Annotated in this window: 15 protein-coding genes and 1 pseudogene; 3 read left to right on the plus strand and 13 right to left on the minus strand. The window is 52.5% G+C overall.

Going from position 1 to position 19,195, the window contains the following annotated elements:
• Positions 1-59 precede the first annotated feature (59 nt).
• Positions 60-245: an aspartyl-phosphate phosphatase Spo0E family protein gene (locus tag POTG_RS25110; protein WP_009223862.1), complete on the plus strand. Its 186-nt coding sequence runs from the start codon at positions 60-62 to the stop codon at positions 243-245.
• A 35-nt stretch (positions 246-280) separates the two neighbouring features.
• On the opposite strand, the gene POTG_RS05705 is transcribed toward POTG_RS25110, so the two are convergent.
• The 8 genes and pseudogenes from POTG_RS05705 to POTG_RS05740 all read right to left on the minus strand — a co-directional run bounded on the left by POTG_RS05705 (position 281) and on the right by POTG_RS05740 (position 11,212).
• A complete protein-coding gene (locus POTG_RS05705; RefSeq protein WP_009223863.1) occupies positions 281-1,282 on the minus strand; it encodes an Rpn family recombination-promoting nuclease/putative transposase in 1,002 nt (333 codons plus the stop codon).
• A gap of 152 nt (positions 1,283-1,434) precedes the next feature.
• Positions 1,435-3,002 (minus strand): annotated as a pseudogene (locus tag POTG_RS05710) (oleate hydratase).
• A gap of 13 nt (positions 3,003-3,015) precedes the next feature.
• Positions 3,016-4,179 (minus strand): multiple monosaccharide ABC transporter permease, encoded by a 1,164-nt coding sequence (gene mmsB, locus POTG_RS05715; protein ID WP_009223865.1) that lies wholly within the window; start codon positions 4,177-4,179, stop codon positions 3,016-3,018.
• 4 nt (positions 4,180-4,183) lie between these two features.
• The gene (gene mmsA / locus POTG_RS05720) at positions 4,184-5,713 is read right to left on the minus strand and encodes a multiple monosaccharide ABC transporter ATP-binding protein (RefSeq protein WP_198136167.1); all 1,530 of its coding nucleotides are present in this window, start codon (positions 5,711-5,713) and stop codon (positions 4,184-4,186) included.
• Positions 5,714-5,808: 95 nt separating this feature from the next.
• Positions 5,809-6,867 (minus strand): multiple monosaccharide ABC transporter substrate-binding protein, encoded by a 1,059-nt coding sequence (gene chvE, locus POTG_RS05725; protein ID WP_198136170.1) that lies wholly within the window; start codon positions 6,865-6,867, stop codon positions 5,809-5,811.
• Positions 6,868-7,060: 193 nt separating this feature from the next.
• Entirely contained in the window at positions 7,061-8,302 is a 1,242-nt protein-coding gene (locus tag POTG_RS05730; RefSeq protein WP_009223868.1) for a response regulator, read from the minus strand.
• Positions 8,299-10,224: a cache domain-containing sensor histidine kinase gene (locus POTG_RS05735; RefSeq protein ID WP_009223869.1), complete on the minus strand. Its 1,926-nt coding sequence runs from the start codon at positions 10,222-10,224 to the stop codon at positions 8,299-8,301. The genes POTG_RS05730 and POTG_RS05735 overlap by 4 nt, the downstream gene beginning before the upstream one ends.
• The gene (locus POTG_RS05740; protein ID WP_009223870.1) at positions 10,214-11,212 is read right to left on the minus strand and encodes a substrate-binding domain-containing protein; all 999 of its coding nucleotides are present in this window, start codon (positions 11,210-11,212) and stop codon (positions 10,214-10,216) included. The genes POTG_RS05735 and POTG_RS05740 overlap by 11 nt, the downstream gene beginning before the upstream one ends.
• A gap of 218 nt (positions 11,213-11,430) precedes the next feature.
• On the opposite strand from POTG_RS05740, the gene POTG_RS25115 reads away from it, so the two are divergent.
• A complete protein-coding gene (locus tag POTG_RS25115) occupies positions 11,431-11,820 on the plus strand; it encodes a hypothetical protein (RefSeq protein WP_255315276.1) in 390 nt (129 codons plus the stop codon).
• Positions 11,790-12,470, plus strand: a complete 681-nt coding sequence (locus POTG_RS05745; RefSeq protein ID WP_255315275.1) for a tellurite resistance/C4-dicarboxylate transporter family protein — start codon at positions 11,790-11,792, stop codon at positions 12,468-12,470. Before POTG_RS25115 ends, POTG_RS05745 begins: the two co-directional genes overlap by 31 nt.
• A 24-nt stretch (positions 12,471-12,494) precedes the next feature.
• Here POTG_RS05745 and POTG_RS05750 read toward each other — a convergent pair whose 3' ends face one another.
• The 5 genes from POTG_RS05750 to POTG_RS05770 all read right to left on the minus strand — a co-directional run bounded on the left by POTG_RS05750 (position 12,495) and on the right by POTG_RS05770 (position 19,009).
• Positions 12,495-14,000: a response regulator gene (locus tag POTG_RS05750; protein ID WP_009223872.1), complete on the minus strand. Its 1,506-nt coding sequence runs from the start codon at positions 13,998-14,000 to the stop codon at positions 12,495-12,497.
• A gap of 17 nt (positions 14,001-14,017) precedes the next feature.
• On the minus strand, positions 14,018-15,820 hold the full coding sequence (locus tag POTG_RS05755) for a cache domain-containing sensor histidine kinase (RefSeq protein ID WP_009223873.1): 1,803 nt from the start codon (positions 15,818-15,820) through the stop codon (positions 14,018-14,020).
• Between the two features lie 35 nt (positions 15,821-15,855).
• Positions 15,856-16,686 (minus strand): carbohydrate ABC transporter permease, encoded by an 831-nt coding sequence (locus POTG_RS05760; RefSeq protein ID WP_009223874.1) that lies wholly within the window; start codon positions 16,684-16,686, stop codon positions 15,856-15,858.
• Positions 16,683-17,579 carry a carbohydrate ABC transporter permease gene (locus tag POTG_RS05765; protein WP_036644381.1) on the minus strand — a complete coding sequence of 299 codons (897 nt, stop codon included), beginning with the start codon at positions 17,577-17,579 and terminating at the stop codon, positions 16,683-16,685. The genes POTG_RS05760 and POTG_RS05765 overlap by 4 nt, the downstream gene beginning before the upstream one ends.
• A gap of 101 nt (positions 17,580-17,680) precedes the next feature.
• Positions 17,681-19,009 carry an ABC transporter substrate-binding protein gene (locus tag POTG_RS05770; RefSeq protein WP_009223876.1) on the minus strand — a complete coding sequence of 443 codons (1,329 nt, stop codon included), beginning with the start codon at positions 19,007-19,009 and terminating at the stop codon, positions 17,681-17,683.
• Between the last annotated feature and the right edge of the window lie 186 nt (positions 19,010-19,195).

A 19,195-nucleotide genomic window follows, 5' to 3' on the forward strand; every position in this document is an offset into this window, starting at 1 on the left:
TTAGGTCTCATTATGCAATATTTGGCAACCTCTTCTAATATGTTCCTAGGGTGATAGTGATGAACAATTCTGAAAAAATCAGATTTCGGATCGAATTGGAAAGACAAGAATTAAATCGGCTCGCACAGAGATACGGAATGCGCCATGCACGGGTTCTCCATCAGTCGGTTGTTCTTGACCGCTTGTTAAATAAATATAGCCAAGTCATATATTCCAATTACCGAAGAAGGAAGCCGATCGCGTAGATGCGGCTTCTTTTCTTTGTCCGTTGGCTAATTCCTTAATTCATAATCTTTTTGATTTCCTCGATAGACAATTGGGTCATATCCGCAATTTCTTCCAGAGTGAAGCCCTTGGATAACAACCTGCGCGCGATTTGCCGGCGTTCTATGAGGGTGCCTTGTTCGATCCCTTTTTCAAATCCTTTTTCGATCCCTTGTTCTATACCTTTCTCCAGGCCTTCTTCCAACCCTTTCTCATATCCTTGACGCATCCATGCGGGCATTAATTCCATGATCACTTCACTCTCCTTTGCATATTGTTTCGCCAGCTCCCGAAGCATTTCTTCATCCTGCCGGGGATCCGGCTCGAAATATAAATCGGCGATAGACATCACTAGCGCTAGACGGGCTTGATCCAGTCTTTGGCTGAGCTGCAGCAGCATGCGCAGATAGGCTAGACGGAGCTCCCGTTCCTCCCCTTTATTGTAGCCCATTTTAGCGAGTAATGCAGCAGCCACGGGGTTGTTGGAATCAATGAATCTGCGCCAGGGTTGGTTGATGAGCTCGACTTTCAGAAACCGAAATTGGAGGATATCCTCTCCCAGAATCGACATGTTTAAGGAATTTCGCTCATTTTTACTCTCTGCGGATGTAAAGATGGCGATAGGGATGATGAGCTGGTGCTCTTTCCGGTGCCGCTCAAAGAGCCGGCTGAAGTAGATAAACATCCGTTCGTGGAAGTCTGCTTGTCGGTACGATTGAGGCTCCAGATGGATGAGGATGAAGGCATCCGTACCGATATATTTGGTTTCCAGCAGGAGATCGAGCGTACGCGCTTCTTCTCCCACCACATCCACAAGCTGCTCTTGCATAAGGAAACGGGTTTGGCTGAAGTCCAGCTGCGATTCAAGTTCAGGAAAAAACAATGCGATAAATTCCGCGAAAAACGTATGCAACAGCTTTTTAAACGCTTCGTCATGAGGGATGATTTTCTTCCCATAGTTCCCGCTTTGCGATTCCTCACCGACTTGTTGGACTAAAGATGATGTTGATACCAACAACAGGTCACACTTCCTTTCCAAACGCAAAAAAGCACACTACGCGCGCCAAGATGGACAGATGCGTAAGTGTGCTTCACTTTGCTTAAGATTCAATTAAGCCTAGTTTATCCGAAATGGGTCGTTTTGGCAATTTTTATCACCCCTGTCCATTCTTAACGGAAGGAAGTGACCAAGCTTTGCAGCAACGTACGTACATCGTACTGGTACTGATTGATAGGGACAATCGGCTTGTTCAGTCCCAACAGGCCATACACGGCCATACGGGCCGTCCGAACAGAGTATTCTTCAGTGAAGACAACGTCGTCCGGAATTTCGCAGAATTGGCCGATAAATGCTAAATTTGTGGAGCCGTCCGGGATAACCTTCGGCCGATCATCAATCGCTCTAGGCATGAACTGCGAGGTGATGAACGGCATCATACATGGAATACAGTTGGCGGTGGAGAGATCGCTTCCATGTCTTCTTGGAAGTGGAGATGGTGCAGCAACTCGGTGAGAATCTCCTCACCGGTACATTCGGACATTTTTTTAGGCACATAATCCCCAATGCCATCCGGGAATAATCCATAGCCCCAGAAGACCTTCACATGCTCCGGCTGATTACGGAAATGCGGCTGATGAGCCAGCACGATGGACATGAACCAGCTTGAATCTTTAAAGGTCACCAGTGCGCCGGTTCCCGCCTTGTTGCGGGAGAAAGCTTCCATCCGGTCAAAAAAGCGCGAGCCCTGACAAGTCACCGTAAACGACTCCCATTTGGACTCGTCGATATGGTCGGCGAAGACAGATGGACGTCCAAGGCCCGGTTTCTTGGCGGCAATCCGCTCCCATAACTGCCAAGAGCTGCCTTTGCCGTTCAGCTTCGGCGGGGTGTTCATGGAGCCCAGGCTGTAGCCCTCGGTCATCGAACCGTTGGTGACGATCACCAGATCCCCTTCTCCTAAATCCAGGACTCGGGGCTCTCCGTCTTTCAGATAGTGCATCCGCGTCACGGTGATTTCATCGCCTTCGCGGAAGTCCAGATCCGTAACTGTGCATTTCAGCGAAAAGTCTACGCCGTGCCCCTCCAAATATTTTTGCAGCGGGAGAATGACGGAGTCGTATTGGTTATAAGGTGTGCGGGTGACTCCCTCCAGCGTATGGACTCGCGGGAATTCATGCATAAACCGAAAAATGTATCTTTTGAACTCCACGGCGCTGTGCCAGGGCTGGAAGGCAAAGGTTGTTGCCCACATGTAGCAGAAATTTGTCTTAAAAAAATGCGGGCCAAACCAGTCATTGATTCGCGCGGTGCCCAGGTTCTCTTCCGGGGTCATGATCAGCTTGACCATCGCAAGCCGGTCCGCCATATCAAAGCCCATCGAGGTGACGTCCGCCACTTGGCCGTCTCGGTTTACTAACCTTGCGTTGGAATGGGTTGGGTGGGCGGTATCGAAAGCGATGATTTCATCTCGCACCGAGAGCTCCGGATGGTCTAAGGAAGGGATGGAGCGCAGTAAATCCCATGTATTTTCATAAGTCTCATCATTCAGCATTCGGCCGCCGCGGATCACATATCCGCGTTCACCGTCTCCGGCACCGTCGTTACTGCCGCCCAGCACCTTCATTTCCTCCAACACATGAATATTCTGACCGGGAAAATCACAGTCTCGAATCAGGAACGCGGCCCCTGCCAGTGAAGCGATCCCTCCGCCAAATCGATAGCGGAGGTTTAGGAACATCAAGGTCCTGGGGTTAAGTCGTCTTCGACTTATTGTAAATATCGAAAGCGACGGCGAGAAGCAGGACCAGCCCTTTGATGCCTTGCTGCCAATCCACCCCAAGCCCGATCAGCGACATGCCATTGTTCATCACGCCCATGACCAGGCCGCCGATAATCGCGCCGATGACGGTACCGATGCCGCCGGAGGCAGAGGCGCCACCGATGAAGCAGGCCGCGATCGCGTCGAGCTCAAAGTTCGTCCCGGCCTTCGGCGTAGCCGAGTTGAGGCGGGCGGCGAAGATCAGGCCGGACAGTGCAGCCAGGGCGCCCATGTTGACGAAGACCCAGAACGTCACCTTTTTGGTTTTGACGCCGGAGAGTTTGGCGGCCTTCTCATTGCCTCCAAGCGCATAGATATGGCGGCCCGCCACCATTCGGTTCATAACGAACGAATAAATGACGATCAGGAAGAACAGGATGATCAAGATGTTCGGCAGCCCGTTGTAGGTTGCCAGCACAAAGGTAAATATGTTGATGATGGCAACGAGCAGTACGAGCTTCGTGACGAACACCCAAATCGGCGCGACCTCAAACTGATATTTGAGCTGGGTTCGCCGCTCCTTCCATTCCTGCCAAATGAGGAGAAGGGAGAGCGCCAGACCAAGCAGAATCGTCAGGATATGAAGGCTGCTGCCGCCAAACCAGTCGGGAATGAAGCCGGAACTGATGCGTTGGAACGATTTCGGGAATGGTGCGATCGACTGGCCGCCAAGCACGATCATCGTCAAGCCCCGGAACAGCAGCATCCCGGCTAATGTGACGATAAAGGCGGGGATTTTTACGTAAGCGACCCAAAATCCTTGCCAGGCACCGATCAGCCCGCCGATCACCAGTGAAATGATAATGGTAAGGAACGTTGGCAACTGAAAATCCACCAACATGATGGCAGCCAAAGCCCCGATAAAGGCGGCGATGGAGCCGACGGACAAATCGATATGTCCAGTGATGATCACAAGCACCATCCCGATGGCCAGCACCAAAATGTAGCTGTTTTGCAAGATCAGATTCGTAATGTTGAGCGGTTTGAGTAAGATGCCGCCCGTCAAAATTTGAAACAAGATGGTAATGAAGATTAAGGCGATAATCATGCCGTACTGACGTATGTTTTTTCGAAAAAGTTCGCTAACCGCTTGCATCGGTCTACCCCCTGCCTCGAGTCATGGATTTCATCAATACTTCCTGGGTGGCGTCCTCGCGTAGCACTTCCCCGGTGATCCGGCCTTCGCTCATGACGTAGATGCGGTCGCACATCCCGAGAATCTCCGGGAGCTCCGAGGAGATGAACAAAATGCCTTTGCCCTCGTCCGCCAGTTGATTGACGATCGAATAGATTTCATATTTGGCTCCGACATCAATGCCGCGCGTTGGCTCATCGAGAATCAAGATTTCCGGTTGTGCGAAGATCCACTTGCTAAGGACGACCTTCTGCTGATTGCCGCCGCTCAGATTGACCGTTTTCTGCAAAATGCTGGGCGTTTTAATGTTCAGCTTGCTCCGATATTCCTCCGCGACCAGCACTTCTTCCCGTTCATTGATTACGCCTCGGCGGGACAGCTTCTTTAACGAAGCCAGCGAGATGTTGCGTTTAATATCGTCGATTAAAATTAAGCCGTATTGCTTGCGATCTTCGGTAACATAAGCGATGCCATGCTTAATCGCCTGACTGATGTCGTTAAATCGTACCTCTTTGCCGTGTAGGAACAGCTGACCTTTAATATGCCGCCCATAGGATCGGCCGAATAAGCTCATTGCGAGTTCGGTCCGGCCGGCACCCATCAAGCCAGCGATCCCAACGATTTCTCCGCGGCGAATATTGAGGTTAATATTGTCCAGCACTTTACGATCCTCTTGTTGCGGGTGGGTTACCTCCCAACCCCGTACTTCAAAGATCACTTCACCGATCCGGGGAACCCGCTCCGGATAGCGGTGGGTGAGATCGCGGCCAACCATGCCCTTGATGATGAGATCCTCGGTCACCTGATCGGCCTTCATATCTAAGGTCTGAATCGTCCGGCCATCCCGGAGAATGGTAATCGAATCGGCAACTTTACTGATTTCGTTCAATTTGTGGGAAATGATGATGGAGGTGATGCCTTGTTTCTTCAGCTCCAGGATCAACTCCAGCAGGTTTTCGCTGTCATTTTCGTTTAGGGCGGCCGTGGGTTCGTCCAAAATTAACAGCTTGACCTGTTTGGATAAGGCTTTGGCGATTTCCACCAGCTGTTGCTTGCCGACGCCCAGCTCCAATACGCGTGTGGCCGGGGATTCGTTTAAGCCCACCCGTTTCAGCAACGCTTTGGTTTTGACCGTCGTTTCGTTCCAGTCGATCAGTCCGTGTTTGCTTTGCTCATTGCCAAGAAAAATGTTCTCCGCGATGGAGAGATAGGGGATCAGCGCCAGCTCCTGATGGATAATAACGATCCCCAGCTGCTCGCTTTCTTTGATATCTTTAAATTCGCAGACCTTGCCTTCGAACAAGATCTCGCCTTCATAAGAGCCATGCGGATAGACGCCGCTTAACACCTTCATCAATGTCGATTTGCCAGCCCCGTTCTCCCCACACAGAGCATGGATTTCCCCGGATCTGACCTTGAAGTTGACATTGCTGAGCGCCTTAACCCCCGGGAACGTCTTCGTAATGCCCCGCATTTCCAAAATCGTATTGCTCACATGCGTCACCTGGCCTTTCGCTCACGGTAAGTGCATAGCGACGGTCGCCCGAATCCGCGTCCGCCGCTATGCCGGTCACCACAAGTTAATGATGTTTAGAGTCCCAGATCTTCCTTGGAGTAGTAGCCGGTGTCGACGAGCGCCTGTTCAACATTATCCTTGTCGACCGAGACCGGTTCGAGCAGGTAAGAAGGAACAACCTTCACACCGTTATCGTAGGTTTTCGTGTCGTTGACTTCGGCTTCCGTGCCTTCCAGAATGCTTTGGACCATGGAGACAACCTTTTTCGCCAACTCGCGCGTATCCTTGAAGACGGTTTGCGTTTGCTCCCCGGCAAGAATCGATTTGACCGATGCCAGCTCGGCATCCTGGCCAGTTACGATCGGCATCGGTTTGCTTCCGGAGCCGTAACCCACACCTTTGAGCGAGGAGAGGATGCCGATGCTGATTCCGTCATAAGGGGAAAGCACGGCGTCGATATTCTCCGTGGTATAGTGAGCGCTCAGCAAATTGTCCATGCGAGCCTGGGCGGTGGCGCCGTCCCAGCGCAGCGTGGCGATTTGTTCCATTTCGGTTTGTCCGCTGCGTACGATCAGCTTGCCGGAATCGATGTACGGCTGCAGTACGGACATAGCGCCGTCATAGAAGAAGTAGGCATTGTTGTCGTCTGGAGAGCCCCCGAACAGCTCGATATTGAAAGGGCCTTTGCCGTCCTTGAGTCCCAGCTTTTCTTCAATATAGGAAGCCTGCTGCACGCCAACCTTGAAATTATCGAAGGTTGCGTAGTAGTCGACGTACTCGCTGTTCATGATCAGCCGGTCGTAGGCGACGACTTGAATGCCTTGATCGTGGGCTTTTTGCAGTACGTCGGTTAAGGAACCACCGTCAATCGCGGCGATGACGAGGACCTTCACGCCCTTGGTAATCATATTTTCGATTTGCGACACCTGGTTTTCGATGACGTCTTCTCCGTATTGCAGATCCGTGCCATAGCCAAGAGCCTTAAACTCCTTGACCATATTGTTTCCGTCGTTCACCCAGCGTTCGGACGATTTCGTTGGCATGGCAATGCCGATCGTTCCCTTCTCACTGTTGCCCGATCCGCTGCCGCCGCCGTTTCCGCCGTTGGCGCAAGCCGCGAGGGTGAATACCATCACCAAAGCAAGTAAAATGGCCGTTACCTTCTTCAAAGTCGATTCCCCCTATACTTGAAATGAATGCGTTTACAGTTCGGAGTATAGCAAGCGAAGGGGGAGGTCGTATTTACAGTGGTTTGACTCTTTTTATAAAAATCGAACCTTTATGGAGGGGCATGACTCCAAAATAGGAGGCTGAGAGGGGGGAGATTTACTCCCCCTGAGCATCTTCATGTTCAAATGCGCCTTTGCGGTATTGCAGTGGGGAAAGGCCGGTCGCGCGCTTGAACGCCGTGCTGAAATAGTGTTGAGTTTCGTAGCCGACTTGCTCGGCGATTTCGGCTATTGTCAGCTCGGTGGCGATTAATAGGCGGCTCGCCCGACGGATGCGGAGCTGCGTCAAATAGCTGTTAAACGTGGTGCCCAGCTCCTGCTTGATCATGCGGCTTAAATAAGCCGGGGAAGTTTGCAGGGCTTGCGCCATCGCTTCCAGCGTCAGCCCGCTGTTGCTGAAATGCTCCAGCATATATTGCTTGGCCCGGCGTACCAGCGGGGAAACGGCGTTCTCCTTGTTCACGGCGGATTTCGCTTTCCGGTATACGGAAGGAAGCTCCAGCACGTCACCAGCGCCCTCGGCCAAATACACCTCGGCAGCGATTTTCAAGTGGGTTCGCACCAAGGTTTCAATACGGTAAAAATCGGCCTCAGCTTCCACCCCCCACAGCAGGACAACGATCAGGCCAAAGGGGTCGCGGAAGATCGTCTTGGGATAGGAGGCAAGTACTTCGGCGGCGATATTCTCCACTGCAAAGCTATACAGCTGCCGTTCGTCCTCCTTGAACAAAGCGGGCGAGGCGGCGGGTTCTGGCAAGCGGATGACGCCCAGCCAATCCGGGCAGGCGTCCGGCAGCTGCAAGAACCGCAGCTGCTCGGAGATTTCAGCGGCGGTCATGCCCCCGTCCAGCCATTGCTGGCCAAATCGCTCCCTCAGAAGCGGATAACTGCGGGACAGCTGCCGCGCGGCCTGCTGCCATTGCTGCTGCCTGGACGCTTCTTCCTCCAGCTCTCCGCGCACCTGTCGCAGGACTTTCTCTAACTGCTCGGGATTGGCCGGCTTCAGGATGTAATCCTTGACCTGAAGGCGAATCGCCTTCTGGGCGTAAGCAAACTCGTCATGGCCGGTGATGATGACGATTTTACAGTCCGGCAGCCGCTCACGCACCTGCTTCATAAGTTCGATCCCGTCCATGATCGGCATGTTGAGATCAACGAGCATGATGTGGACGTCGTGCCGGATCGCCTTCTCCAGCGCCTCCTCGCCATCCTCCGCTTCAGCTACTACCGTAAGGCGCAAGCTCTCCCAGTCCACGCTGTCGCGTATCCCTTCGCGAATAATGCACTCATCGTCGGCGATGAGCACCCTCCAACGAGTTTCTGAGTAGGTTCCGCTCATGATTCAATCCTCTCCCAACGGGTTTGTTCATCCCGAATGATCGGGTGGGTGACGGTTACTACGGTTCCTCGGCCTTCCTCACTTTGGATCGTCAGGCCATATTTCGGACCAAAGGTTAATGCGATCCGAGCTTGCACATTCAGCATCCCATATCCCTGTCCGCCTTCGCCTGCATTGGATGCCCCTGCCGGTTCGGAGCCCTTTTCCCGGCCATCCGCGGTGCCTGCGGACTGCAGTTCTTTTTGCAGCCGGGCCAGCTTATCCGGCGGAATGCCTTTCCCATCATCCCGGATGGTGATCACCAACATGCCGGCATCCTCGGCGGCTTCGATGACCACGCGGCCCGGCCCCCGGCGTTCCTTGATTCCATGGTAGATGGCATTTTCCACAATCGGCTGAAGGATCAGCTTCAACACATAGACACCGCGAATTTCCGGAGCGATGTGCAGCGAGTAATCGAGTTTGCTTTGATAACGGACGTGTTGAATATGCAAGTAACTGCGAACATGCTCGATTTCATCGTTCAGGGGGATGATGTCATTCCCCTTGCTAAGGCCGATTCGGAACAGCTTCGACAAGGACTCCGCCATTTCCGCGATATCCTCCGAGCCGTTGCGGCGGGCCATCCAATGAATCGTATCCAGGGTATTGTACAAAAAATGCGGCTTGATATGCGCCTGCAGGCTTCTTAGCTCCGCCTCCCGCTTCTGACGCTCCTGCAGTTCGGTCAGGGAGAGCAGTCGGTGGATCTGCTGCAGCATGGCGTTGAAACGGCGGCCAAGCAGGCCGATTTCATCGGTTCGGTCGCTCCAGTGGCGAATGGTCAGATCGCCGGACTGGGCTTTTTGCATAAAGGACGCCAGCTGCCCGATTGGCCTGGAAATCGTGTGAGCCAGATAGAAAGAGGCCGTCATCCCCAGCAAACAGACGATAAAAACAAAGCTAACCACGTAAAAACGAATTTCCCGCATTTCCGTAGCGGACTCCGCCATGGAAAAGACGCCGACCGTCGTCCAGTTTGTAAACGGCGAATGTCGGTAGATGAACTGTAAATCGCGGCCGCCCACCCGTTCTGCGTAGGTTCCTGAGCCGTCCTGACCGAGCCGCTCCAGCGGAACGCGGTTGATATAGGGGGCTGGCGGGGCATAGATCAGTTCCCCGTTGCCGTCCACCACCGTTAGATAGCCCGTTTTCCCCAAACGAACGTCCTGAGCGGTCTCGGCAATGACCCGCAGTTTGAGGTCGATTAAGACGACGCCTTTGACCTGCTGGGTTTCGGGGTCGAGAATCGCCCTTACGGCAGAGACGACTTCACTGTCCTTGTAGTTGACATGCGTAGTGACGTTGCGGTCTCGCGGATGACCGATGATCTTAAAGATTCCTTTATTGCGGACCGCTTCTTGGTACCACTCTTCCCGGGTCAGGTTTTCTGCGGTGCGGGCATACATTTCGTTGCTGATATATTCGCCGCGGCTGTTGACGATTAGAATGCCCGCGACTTCCGAATACAAGGTGGTGAAGCCCTGCAGGAACTTGCGAATTTCGTAGTGATCGGTATCTACCGGTGTTGTTGTTCGTGGAGGTGTTTTGACTGACGGTGCCGATAGAACGAGTTCCGCCTCGTTGTTGTTCTCGAGAAACTGCAGCACGTCCGGGTTAAAGGAGATGAGGAACGTCATGTTTTGCAAATTCTCCACATACGTCTCCAACGACCGGTTCACTTTGCCAATTAACTGCAGCGTGTTGTTCGTAATCTGGCGTTCGATAATGCGGTCGACCGTCCAATTCGTCAGCACGCCCAGCCCGATCGAAGGAAGGATGCTGATCAACATAAAGTGGACGATTAATTTGTAGCGGATGGGCAAGTTATTCAGCGAAAAACGACGGATTTCCCAGGATCGCTTTCCATATCTATTTCGCATAGTAATCATTCACATTCTGCCGTGTGACGACGGTGATGCCGGTATCCAAACGCTGGGGAACGCGAGGGCCGGGGGGCGAAGATCCATCGGAATCGTGCTTCAACGAAAAGAGCAGCTGCAGCGACCAATATCCCATGTTCCAGGTGCCCTGGGCCATCGTGGCGGCGATATCTCCGCTTTTGACCAAGTCCAAGGTGCCCTTATCGGTGTCGAAGCTGATGATCTTCGGACTGGAGGAGGTCGGGCCAAAGGCCTTTACGGCCTCCGCAACGCCGATACCGCCGTTGGCTTCGGTGGTGAAAATGCCTGCGATTTCGGGGAAGTCGTGCAGGATTTCCTCCGCCGCTTGCCGCGAGTACAGCTCATCGCCTTTGCCGTTTTTGGTGGCGACAATGTGCATGTTGGGGAATTCCTGGGTAATGGTATCGGAAAAACCTTCGGTGCGTTCTTGATGATTTTGTTGATCCGGCACGGTGACGACGGCGACCTCCCCGCGTTCGCCGGTGAGCTCGGCCATTTTCCGCGCGGCCTCAACGCCGGCGGAATAGTTGTCGGTGCCAAGGAAGGAAAAAGCGCGGCTGCCGGGGGCGTCGGAATCGAACAAGACGACCGGAATGCCGGCGTCGACCGCTTTGTTAATCGTGGCGGTGAGTTCGGTTGGATGAATCGCGGAGATCGCGATGCCGGCCGGTTTTTTAGCAATGGCTTGCTCCAACACCGTGATTTGCTCATGAATATCGCGCTGGGTGGAGCCGCGGTATTCTACGGAGACGTTTAGCGCCTGGGCGGCGTCTTCGAAGCCTTTCAGCCCGCTTTTCCAATAGTCGATACCCATTTGAAACGTCACCATCACGTATTTCTCATCGATGGAACCTCGGAGGCCCCCGGAATTCCATTCGTCGTTCAAACGAATCTGGGAGCGGTAATCGAGCACGTATAGCGCAAAGCAAGCGAAGAGCAGCAAGTACACCATCCAAATCTTCTTCATATGAAACCCCTTTCATAAGAACAGTTCAAAAAAGAGAGGAACTTCGACATCATCATACTATGATTCGCCATAAATGATAATGATGGATTTGAGAGGATTCCTCGGGTTGGGGTTAGCAGAGTCACAAAGCCGCAGATTCTCATCGTGCTAAATTGAGACTAGGGTTCCTGCTGCTCGATCCGTGGCAGGGGCTAAGTCTGCAGAGGCGGGGATGGTTCATGCTGTGGAAGGTAATGGAGGAGAAGATCGAAAGTTTATTTCCGGGGTATTTTTCCATGGCGATGGCTACCGGGGCCTTATCGATTGCGATGGAACTGCTGAAGATTCCGCTTGCTCCCAAGATTCTGCTCTACCTGAACACCTGCATTTATGTCACCTTGTCGATTCTCACCTTGATTCGCTTATTTAAATATTTCCCGCGGGTACGGGCAGATTTGACGAGCCATAGTCAAGGCCCCGGCTTTTTCACGTGCACGGCCGCAACCTGTGTATACGGCAGCCAATGGGTTATAGTCGCGCATAACGGAACCGTTGCAACCGGGTTATGGGTTTTGGCATCTCACTTTGGGTTGTCATTATGTACACCTTCTTTACGGCAGTTACGGTAAGAAAAGAGAAGCCGACCCTGGCCGAAGGCATTAACGGCGCTTGGTTAATTGCCGCTGTCGCCACCCAATCCGTTTCCATTCTGGGCACGCTGATCTCTTCCTTTCTGACGGATGGCCGTGAGGTCGTGCTGTTTTTTACGTTATGTATGTATTTGCTGGGATGCATGCTGTACTTGAACATCATCACGTTAATTTTCTACCGGTTCACCTTCGTCGACCTGAAGTATGCCGCATTGACACCACCCTATTGGATCAATATGGGGGCGGTCGCGATTACAACTCTGGCAGGCTCCACCTTGATGCTGCATGCCGCGAAATGGTCGTTTTTAACTGAGCTGGTTCCCTTTTTGCGGGGATTTACTTTATTCTTCTGGATTACCGGCAGCTGGTGGATTCCGTTGCTTTTTATCCTGATGATTTGGCGACACGTCTACCATCGTTACCCTTTAATGTACGACCCTCAGTTTTGGGGAATGGTATTCCCGCTGGCCATGTATACAACCAGTACCTATCAGTTGTCACAGGCGTTGGATTTGCCATTTTTGGTTGTGATTCCGCGCTTTATGGTGGTGATAGCCATCTCCGCCTGGTTGGTGGTGCTGGCCGGGTTCCTTCGGCACCAGCTTCGTTCGTTCCAAGGGCGGAGATGAGATTAGGCCGGGCGGGTTCAAATCCTACTGCGAAAGCCGCTTATACTCATTTGGCGTCACGCCAACAATGCGTTTGAACAGCTTGTTGAAGTAGGCGGGATCGGGATAACCAACGACGCTGCCGACTTCATGAACTTTCAGGTCGTTCGCCTGGCGAAGCAGTTGCTTTGCTTTTTTGATGCGTACCTCGATCAAATAATCGGTAATCGTCATGCCCGTTTCGGACTTGAACCGTTTGCTGAGATAACTCGGGGTGAGATACACCAAGCTTGCCAGATGGCTCAGTTCTGCGGGCTGGTCGTAATGCTCGGCGATCCAGCGTTTGACGGTTTCCACCGATTTCCCGGCCTGCGCCAGGCGGGCATCGCGGATTTGCTTCAGCACGCCGGTGAATTCGGCGATAAACGTCGTCTGCATGTCGTGAAAGCGAAGGCAGGAGGATAGCTTAGTTTCCAGCATTTTGACGGATGCCTGGCTTTGCAGTTTGCTCCATTCGTGCAGTTCGGCCGCAGCCGTTTCCAGCATCAGTCGGCAAACAAGCAGCACGAGTTCGACCGACGCCCGGTTCTGTCGGAGCTGTTCAAACAGGCGCTCCAAGCAAGCGGTCGTCCAGGCGATATCTAAAATCTGCAATTGCTGGCTTAGCTCATCGCGGTACCCGGCAAACCATTCGCTGATTTCCGCCTTGGGCTCCCGCTCGGGAAGTTCCGTGACCGGGTGGTAATTCCAGGCGGATTCGCCGTAGACTCCAAGCTCACAGGCGCGTTTCGCCTCGGCGTATGCTTGGCTTAAGCAGGCCGGGTCCCGATAGGCCGAACTCGAACCGGCCAATATTCGCGAGGCGGGAAGTCCCGCCCTTAGCCTGTCGGTAAAACCGCGAATGTCGGCTTCCTCCGGCTCCGCTGGGGTGTAGCAGACAAGGGCAAGCGCTTGATCCTCCGTGTCAACGAGATCCCAGGCTGGCGAATCGCCAGTCCCCAGACGGTCGAGACCGGTGCGTAGCGTGACGGGATCGACACCTTTGAGCACGAGGACGAAATAAGAATTGGTAGGCAAAGTCAGCTTCGGCAGTTTGGTGCATAAGCTGGGGGAGCTTTGGAGATAGGTTAGCAGCAAGCCCATCCGGAGATACTGTTCCTTGCTGCGGCGGGCTGCTTGTTCCTGCTCAAGGTTGTACAAGAGTGCGAACAATTGTTTTTTGTTGATTGGCTTCAGCAAATAATCGACCGCAGAACAACGCAGGGCCTGTCTGGCGTACTCGAAATCGGTAAAACCGCTCATCAGGATGCAGCGGATGTCCGGGCGCAGGTCTTTGACCTGTTTGATCAACTCCAGCCCATCCACGACAGGCATGCGAATATCGGTAATGATTACGTCGATTTCGATTTGGCGAAGGAGCAGGCGGTTCAACAAGTCTTGCCCATGGGGGAACAAGCCTTCAACCACAAACTTCCCGCTTTCTTTGCCGATCATTTTTCCCAAGCCTTCTCGAATCGAGGCCTCATCGTCCACAATCGCGATGCGCAGCATTGAATCCCCTCCTTGAATTACGGACCCGCATTTATACCGAAATTATTCTCGTCGCCGCTCAACAAGCCGGCAATTCTCAGCGTGACGGTAGTGCCTTCGCCCAGCCTGCTGCTGACCGTAAGCCGGGAGCCGTGGCCGTAGTGCAGCCGAATCCGTTCATGGACGTTGCGCAGGCCGATCCCAAACTTATCGGTTTTGCCGTCTGTCAGGCTGTGATTTAACGTAACCAACCGCTCTTCGGTCATCCCAACGCCGTCGTCGTGCACGGTAAAAACCGCATCCCCGCCGTCGCTCCATGCCCGGATGGTGATCGTCCCCGAGCCTTGGCGTTTCTCCAACCCGTGGAATACAGCGTTTTCGACGATGGGTTGGAAGACCAGCTTTATGATCGGCAGCGCGTAAAAAGACTCCGGAATTTCGAACCGAAAATTAAACTTATCCGGAAAACGGATCTGCAACAGCAGCAAATAGTTCCGGACATGGTCGATCTCCTGGCGAATAGTGACGATTTCATCAGCGCTTCGCGTAATGCTGTAGCGAAGCAGAAGGCCGAGCAGGTAAGTGAGTTCCGCGACCTGATCGTCGTCGTTTAGCTCCGCCAGCATGCGGATCGATTCCAGCGTGTTGTATATAAAATGCGGATTGATCTGGTTTTGCAGTGCCAGCATATCCGCTTTTTGCTTGCTTTTCTCCGTCTCGGCCACCTCGTCGAGCAGCTCCCTAATGCGGGATATCATCCGGTTGAAGTGACTGCCCAGCAGGCCAATTTCATCGTTATATTTAACGCGAACCCGCACGTCAAGCTTCCCTCGCTGCACCTGTTTCATCAGCTGCACCGTCTGCTTCAGCGGTTTCGTCAGCGCATAGGAGATCAACATGGCCGCCGCCAGGGCAATGCCGAGGATGGACAAGGTCATGACCATCATGGAATTGCGGCTTTGTTTGATGGGGGCGAGCAATTCCTTCAGCGGAATGGTCACCAGTGTTTTCCACCCCGTCTGCCCGGATACGGAATATACGGCGATATAAGGCTCACCCCCAATATTCAGGCGGAAGCTGCCGCGGGACTCCGTCGCTCCGGCCAGCAGGGGGCTTCCGGTCAAGTCCTGGCCCAGCCGGGCAGGATCACTGTCGTATACAATCCTGCCGTTCTCATCAACGATGACGGCATTGCCGTGGGTCACGTTGTTCAAGGGCTGGATGATCCCTTCGAACAGCCGGGCATCGACATCGATAACGATCATTCCGATGTACTCCAGCGTACTGATCGATTGGATGGAGCGCATGACGCTGAACACCTGCAGCTCCTCGGAACCGTTGACCCGAATCGGATGCGTGCCGACAAGAACCGGAGCAACCCCGGCCGCGGCGGTTTGCTTCTTCCATTCCGCTAACCGCTCATAAGGATACGGTTCATGTTGCCCCGATTTATTATTGTAAAAAATCATTCCATACCGGTCGGTCATATAAACCGCGGAGATTTCATCCTTCATGTGTGTCAAGTACGAAAGAAACATATGGACCGTGGAATTTTTCTCCCAGTCAGTTCCTTCCTGGTCGAGAAGTCTTTGAACATCTTTATTGTACAACGGCAAAATCGTATACCGCTTGAGGTCTGCGATATAACGGTCCACTTTATCCATGGCGTTGTCCGCTAACTGGCCAGCCGATTCCGTCGTGCTCGCGAGCTTCGCATTCGAGTTGGTCCGGTAGGACGAATAGCTGACATAAATGATCGGAAGCGTGATGAGAAACACGAAGATGACAACCAGCTTTTTTTGCATCGAAAAATTGGCGAATAAAGTCCAAAGCCTTTTCAACTTTTATCCCCTGACTCTCTCACATCGACTTCTTCCTATTTTACAGCACCGCTCGTCACGCCTTCAAAGATATATTTTTGCAGGAAAAAGTACAGGATGACGGTAGGCAGTAAAATGAGCAGGATCGCTGCGCTAATCAGATTCCAGTTGGCGACGTTCAGGCTCTGGAACCGCATCAGCACCGTAGTAACGACGCCGAGGGTCTGCTTCGGCATATAGAGGTAGGGGGTGTACATGTCGTTATAAATGCTGATCGACTTCAAAATAATCAGGGTCGATGTCGCCGGCGTCAGTAGCGGGAAGAGAATCGACCGGTAAATCCGAAACAAGGAAGCCCCTTCGACCATGGCGTTCTCGTCGAGATCGACCGGGATGTTGCGAATAAATTGTAAATACAGGATGATCTGTATCACATCCGCACCAATGTACAAAATGATTGGCGCTCCTATCGTATTGTACAAGCCCAGCGATTTTATAATTCCGAACGTGGCAACCTGGGTGGTGATTCCCGGAATGACGGTAGCGAACAGGTAGAGGGCGAAGACAGCTTTTTTCATCCGAAACTCGAATCGGCCGAGCACATAGGCAACCATCGTGCCGAACAGGATGTTGAAGGCCAGAGAGACGCAAATGATGATCAGCGTATTGGTAAAGCCGTTAATCAGCCCGCCCCGCTCAAACACGGCTCTAAAGTTGTCGAAGTTGAAGAAGCTCTCCGGCAAAGCCATCGTGCTGCCCGTGTTGAATTCCTCATCGGCTTTAAAGGAGTTGACAATGACCACATAAGGCGGGAACAGGACAACGAAAACTCCGATCAACAGCGTGATATATTTAAACGTATTGACAATCGTATGGATTCGAATCATTTGCCGCTCCCCCCTCTGCTTAGTACAAACTGCTGCAATCCGACAACAACGATAACAAAGAACAATAAAATGATGCTCATCGCGGAGGCGAGACCGTAGTTGTTGTAGGCAAACGCGGTTTCGACGACGCGCTGCACATACGTCTGGCTCGCTCCGGCCGGGCCGCCCTTGGTCAGGACGAAGGGCAGGTCGAAGACTTCAAGTGCGCCGGTGACCGTCAGGAACAAGTTCAACTGGATGACTGGCCTCATATTCGGCAATGTAATGCGCCAAAAAGTCTGCCAGGCATTGGCGCCGTCGATTTTGGCGGCCTCGTAAATATCGGCCGGGATCGCTTGCAGGGAGGCGATATAGATCACCATGTTGTATCCCATGAATCGCCACAGACCGGTGGAGGCCAGAGCGTAGTTGACGAGCCCCGGGGTGCCGAGCCAGCTGGTTTCGCTCAGATTGGTCAACCCGATGCTGTTCAGGAACAGGTTTAACGAGCCTTGCGTCGTATCGAAGACATAGCCGAACATAAAGGCAACCGCCACGCCGTTCATAATGTACGGGAGAAAAAGCAGCAGCCGGAATACGTTTTTGCCGCGGAGCCGGGAATTCAGGATGACGGCAAAGTAAATGGCGATCACGTTCTGAACAAGCCCCACGACAAAATAAGCAAAGTTATGCGCGAATACCCCGAAAATATCAGGATTTAAGAATACTTCCCGGTAATTATCAAGTCCGACCCAAGGCTTCTCCGGGCTGTAACCATCCCACGCAGTAAAACTAAAGTAGACGAGCTTGGCCGCAGGATAGTAGGTAAACAATAAGAGCAAGCTCACTGGAATGAGCAGGAATGTGAAAATAATGATCCTTTTTTGCTTCAAGTACGACATGGAGCCGAGCATGCTGGAGTCCCTTCTTTCCGCTGAATTGTATGGGTCCTGCTTGTTACGAAAGCAAAATGGATTATCGAAAAGGCCGATAATCCATTTTGCCTCCGGTGGGATTAGTAACCAAGATCTTTCTTCGCTTTGGCCCAGGCCTTATTCCACTTGTCAAACACCGTTTGCGGGTCCTTGGCGAGAACGAATTCCTGCGCGATCGCCGGCAAATCGATTTGCGCCTTATTCGAGATTTGAATGACCTGAGGATCATCCGCTACACCTTCCTGAAGCTCCAAGGCCTGTGCCTGGAACTCGGCAAGCTGCGGAAGCTTTGACTCACGGCCCTCCAGCGGGGACATAAAACCTGCGAAGTCCTCGTAGCCGGATTCCTCGATCAGCCAGGATAGAAACGCCTTTGTTGCCTCAAGGTTTTTGCTGTCCTTGTTGACGGCATAGAAGAAGTCAGGGCTTAATGCGGCTCTGATTTGGCCCGAATTGTCGTAAGGGAGCGGGAAAAACCCGATATTGTCGGCATCGGCCCCTACGCCGATAACTTGATTGATCACCCAATTGCCGAGGTAGTACATAGCCATTTTGCCGTTGGCGACATCCTTTTTCGATTGTTCCCAGTTGGTGGAGTTGATGTCCTTTTCCAGATAACCTCTATCGGCTAGCTCCTTCAGCAGGCTTAACGATTTGCCGTAACCGTTGTCCATGGTGAAGGGAGTATCGGTATTCAACTTTTCGTTAGGGAAGTTGGGATTGTTTTCGATCAGCCTCGGTAAATCGTAAACCCAACTGCCCAGCGGCCATTTGTCCTTGAAGTTGGAGGCCAGAGGAATGATGCCGTTTTGCTTCAGTTTTTTGCAGGCAGCTAGAAATTCATCCCAGGTTTTCGGGGTTTCCGTGATGCCGGCATCGGCGAAGGCCTTCTTGTTATATACAATTCCGGAGCTTGCGTTCCCGGTCGTAATGCCGTACAACTTGCCTTCGTAAGATTTGAAATCCTTGAACGTCAACTCGCTGCTGAACGTCATATCATCCAGCGGGGCGAAGTATTTCGGCAAATCCGAGTTCGGAATGTCAGGAACGAACATCAGATCAGGCAGTTCTCCGCTCGCCATCCGGACTTTTAATTGCTGGTTGTAGTCGCTCTGGCCGCCTTCGAATTCGACTTTGATGTTGGGATACTTCTCGTTAAATCGTTTGAGATATTCGTCGTACTCCTTGCCGATCATGTCCGTGCGGTTGGTCAGGAAGGTCACTTTGCCGCTGAGCGTTGTCTCGCCGGATCCTTCGCTTCCGGAATTTGCGGTCGCCGTGTTCGTGCCTCCGGAGTTCCCGGTATCGGCGGTTGTTCCGTTTCCGTTATTTCCGCCGCTGCAGCCCGCCAATACGGCGGATAGTGCGAAGATCATCATGAATGCCATCAAGATGCTTTTCTTCTTCATGCTTTCATCGCCCCTTATTAGTATATTTGTTAGCGCTTACAGCCTAATTTTATCTCACTTGTTAGTGCATTGAAATGTTCCCGATTACTATTTATTGTCTTCAATTGTGCTGTTTTATGGGGAATTCCAACCTGTAACTCATACATGGTTTCTGAAATTTCAAATTTTTGTTCTAATTAAAAACTA

Source organism: Paenibacillus sp. oral taxon 786 str. D14, from assembly GCF_000159955.1.
GTDB classification, from domain to species: Bacteria; Bacillota; Bacilli; order Paenibacillales; family Paenibacillaceae; genus Fontibacillus; species Fontibacillus phoenicis.

Excerpts from the sequence above, each read along its gene's own strand:
- POTG_RS05735 (WP_009223869.1), bottom strand. The coding sequence starts at position 10,224 with ATGCGAAATAGATATGGAAAGCGATCCTGGGAAATCCGTCGTTTTTCG.
- POTG_RS25115 (WP_255315276.1), top strand. The coding sequence starts at position 11,431 with ATGCTGTGGAAGGTAATGGAGGAGAAGATCGAAAGTTTATTTCCGGGG.
- POTG_RS05745 (WP_255315275.1), top strand. The coding sequence starts at position 11,790 with ATGTACACCTTCTTTACGGCAGTTACGGTAAGAAAAGAGAAGCCGACC.
- chvE (WP_198136170.1), bottom strand. The coding sequence starts at position 6,867 with ATGGTATTCACCCTCGCGGCTTGCGCCAACGGCGGAAACGGCGGCGGC.
- mmsB (WP_009223865.1), bottom strand. The coding sequence starts at position 4,179 with ATGCAAGCGGTTAGCGAACTTTTTCGAAAAAACATACGTCAGTACGGC.
- POTG_RS05770 (WP_009223876.1), bottom strand. The coding sequence starts at position 19,009 with ATGAAGAAGAAAAGCATCTTGATGGCATTCATGATGATCTTCGCACTA.
- POTG_RS25110 (WP_009223862.1), top strand. The coding sequence starts at position 60 with ATGAACAATTCTGAAAAAATCAGATTTCGGATCGAATTGGAAAGACAA.
- POTG_RS05750 (WP_009223872.1), bottom strand. The coding sequence starts at position 14,000 with ATGCTGCGCATCGCGATTGTGGACGATGAGGCCTCGATTCGAGAAGGC.
- POTG_RS05730 (WP_009223868.1), bottom strand. The coding sequence starts at position 8,302 with ATGAGCGGAACCTACTCAGAAACTCGTTGGAGGGTGCTCATCGCCGAC.
- POTG_RS05760 (WP_009223874.1), bottom strand. The coding sequence starts at position 16,686 with ATGATTCGAATCCATACGATTGTCAATACGTTTAAATATATCACGCTG.
- POTG_RS05740 (WP_009223870.1), bottom strand. The coding sequence starts at position 11,212 with ATGAAGAAGATTTGGATGGTGTACTTGCTGCTCTTCGCTTGCTTTGCG.
- POTG_RS05765 (WP_036644381.1), bottom strand. The coding sequence starts at position 17,579 with ATGCTCGGCTCCATGTCGTACTTGAAGCAAAAAAGGATCATTATTTTC.